Origin of the sequence: Anaeromyxobacter sp. PSR-1 (assembly GCF_000964525.1) — a bacterium.
Lineage (GTDB): Bacteria > Myxococcota > Myxococcia > Myxococcales > Anaeromyxobacteraceae > Anaeromyxobacter.
The window spans coordinates 1-2,967 of sequence record NZ_BAZG01000300.1; the positions used below are offsets into that span (position 1 = coordinate 1).

Sequence of the window (2,967 nt, forward strand, 5' to 3'; positions counted from 1 at the left end):
GGCGGCGGCGGCGCGCGCGCCGATGGTCCGCAGGCGCCGGCGGGCGGCCTCGCGCTCGCGCTCGAGGTCCTGCTCCTCGGCCTCCGCCCAGTCCAGCTCCTCGAGGCGCCGCGCGCGATCGGCGAGCGAGCGGGCCCGGGTGCGATCCCACTCCAGCGCGTCGGTGAGCTCGAGCCCGCGGCGCGTGGCCAGCGAGCGCGCGGCGCGGAGCGCGAGGGCGGCGCCCACCGGCACGGAGGCGAGCAGCAGCGTGGAGACGGCCGGCGGCAGCCCGCCGATCCCGCCCGGCAGCGCGGCGACCGCCGCGGCGAGCCCGACGGAGAGCAGGGCGGCGCCGGCCGCGCCCGCCGCGGAGTAGCGGCGGCGCGCCAGGTCCTGCTCGCCCGAGGCGAGCACCGAGGCGGCGTCGAAGCCGGCCCAGGCCAGCGCCAGGAGCGCGCCGGCGATGCCCAGCGCGAACGCGAACGCGAACGCGGTCTCCGCGGGGTTGCGCGCCGCGGAGGCGCCCAGCGTGGCGGGGTCCACCCCGGCCGCGCGCAGCAGGGGCAGCGCGATCTGCCAGGTCTCGGCCGCGATCGACGCGGTCGCGAAGGCGCGCAGGCCCGCCTGCGGCATGGCGCTCGACACCGGGGGACGCCCGAGCTGCTCGGCGGTGGCCTCCACCTGCGGCGGCGCGCACACGGTCCCCGCCGCGACGTCGGCGGCGAGGCGGCGCGACAGCTCCTCGGCGCGGCGGCGCGCGGCGTCCGCGTCCACCTCGATCGAGGCGAGGCGGATCTCCAGCTCCGCGACCTCCTGGCGCACGGCCGGGCCCTCCACGTGCACCAGCGCGGCGAGCCAGGCGTCGCCGTCCGCCGGCTGCTCCGCCGGCCGGCGCTCCGGGGCGGCCTCGCCGACCAGGATCTCCCCGTCCTCGACCTCGACGGAGAGCGGGAGCTGCGCGCGCGGCACGGGCAGCGCTGCGGAGTAGCGCGCCAGGCGCGAGCGCAAGTAGTCGTCGAGCGGGACGCCGGCGCGGACCGAGACGCGCGCCTGCCAGTAGGCGGCGGCCCAGCTCCGGCGGACGGTCTCGAGGCGCGCCGGACGGGCCGAGCGGAGGGGCGGCTCCTCCGACATGCCGAACCAGCCGCGCAGGCGCCGGGGCAGCGCGCCGGGCGTCAGCGGCTCGGCAGCGGGGCGGTGCGGACGATCCTCGATCACGGTCTGGTCCCTCCGTATGCCCGGTGGGTAAGCATGCCGGCGGGCGCTGGCTCCTCCCTGCGTGGGCCCCGCGCCGCCCTGCGCCCCACCACGGCGCCGGTTTCACCTCCCCATGCAATACCTCCCGGCGCGCCGCGCGCATCCCGCATCCGTACGTCGCTCGCACATGGCTCGCGCGGGCGCGCGCAGGCCCGCTCGGTTACAATCGTTCGGATGGCCTCCGAGGCGCCCCCGCCGCACTGGACCCTCATCTCGGTCCTTTTCTCCTCGATCCCGCTCTCGCCCTCGCTCGCCGCGACGCTGCACGAGGGCGCGCTCGACCTCTACCGCCGCGACGCCGCGACCGGTCCCGTCGCAGGCGACCTGGCCACCGGCCGCATCGTGAACCTCAAGAAGACGCTCCAGCTCGGGGCCATCACCGGGCCCGCGTTCGAGGCGAAGCTCGACACCGAGCGCGGGAGCGGGACCGTGCGGTACCTGCTCACGCGGCAGGGGCTGGAGCTGGCCGGCGCCGACGCGCCGCCGGTCCCGGCCGCGGCGCGCCCGCGCTACCTGAACTGACCGTCAACGCCCCGCGCGGCGGCGCCGCGGCCGCCGCCGCCGGTGCCCGCGCGAGGCGTACGGCCGCCCGTGCAACCACCGTTGGGCCCTTCCACCCGTGGCGGGATGCCCCCGCCGGCACGGCTCCGCAGCGTGAGTGCCGAGAGGGGAACGGCCCGATGAGGCTCGGCTCGACGATCGAGGACGGGAGGGGTGTACCCGGCGGCGGCCGCCTGGCGCGGTTCGCGGCGGTGGGCGGCAGCGGCGTGGTCGTGAACCTGGCCGTCCTGCACGGGCTGGCGCAGGGGCTGGGGGTCCCCGAGGTGGCCGCGTCGGCGGTCGCGATCGAGGCGAGCGTCCTCTCCAACTTCCTGCTCCACGACGCCATCACCTTCCGCGATCGCCGCGGCCGGCACGGGCGCCTGGCGCGGCTCGGCCGCTACCACGCGGTGAGCCTGGTGGGCGTCGCGATCCAGCTCGGCACCTTCGCCGTGCTGGCGCTCCTCGCGCGCCACGCGCTCGGGCGGCCGTCGCTCGGGGCGCTGCGCCTGCCGGCGCAGGCGGTCGGCATCGCGCTCGCGTTCGCCTGGAGCTGGGCGGGCAGCGCGCGGTGGGCCTGGGCCGGCGCGGGCGCGGCGGCGCGCGGGCCGGACGGCGGTGCGCGCGGGCGTGCCCTGCTCCCGGCGGCCCTGTTCGGCGCGCTCGTCGCGCTGCACGTCCTGCCCATCTGGCTGGTCCGCTACTTCCCCACGCAGGACGGGCCGCTGCACGTCGAGAACGTACTCGCGCTCCTCCACCACGGCGCCTCGCCGCTGCTCCGTGGCTACTACGAGGCGAACTGGGGCGCGCAGCCCAACTGGCTCACGCAGGCGCTGCTCGCGCCGCTGCTCTCGATCGTCTCGCCGCTCACCGCGGAGAAGCTGGTGCTCAGCGGCTACACCGTGCTGCTGCCGATCTCGTTCCGCGCGGTCCTCCCGCGCGGCGCGCGCGGCTGGTGGGCGTCGCTGGCCGTGTTCCCGTTCGTGCACGCCTACCCGTTCCACATGGGCTTCTGGAACTTCTGCTACGGGCTCGCGCTCGCGTTCCTGGCGGCGGGGTTCTGGCTGCGCACCCGCGGCCGCCTCGGGCCCGGGCGCTTCGCGGCGCTCGCGGTCCTCTCGCTGCTGCTCTACCTCGCGCACTCGGTGGCGTTCGCCGGCGCGCTGCTCTTCGCCGGCGCCGTGCTCG

3 protein-coding genes are annotated in these 2,967 nt (G+C 78.0%); 2 read left to right on the forward strand and 1 reads right to left on the reverse strand.

Going from position 1 to position 2,967, the window contains the following annotated elements:
- The coding region (locus tag PSR1_RS22660; protein ID WP_059439568.1) for a hypothetical protein at window positions 1-1,200 on the reverse strand (1,200 nt) is incomplete at its 3' end.
- A gap of 213 nt (window positions 1,201-1,413) precedes the next feature.
- Between PSR1_RS22660 and PSR1_RS22665 the strand changes: the two genes are divergently transcribed.
- A complete protein-coding gene (locus PSR1_RS22665) occupies window positions 1,414-1,761 on the forward strand; it encodes a hypothetical protein (protein ID WP_059439569.1) in 348 nt (115 codons plus the stop codon).
- 158 nt (window positions 1,762-1,919) lie between these two features.
- Window positions 1,920-2,967, forward strand: a 1,048-nt coding sequence (locus PSR1_RS22670) for a GtrA family protein (RefSeq protein ID WP_160309053.1), incomplete at its 3' end; no start/stop codon positions are given.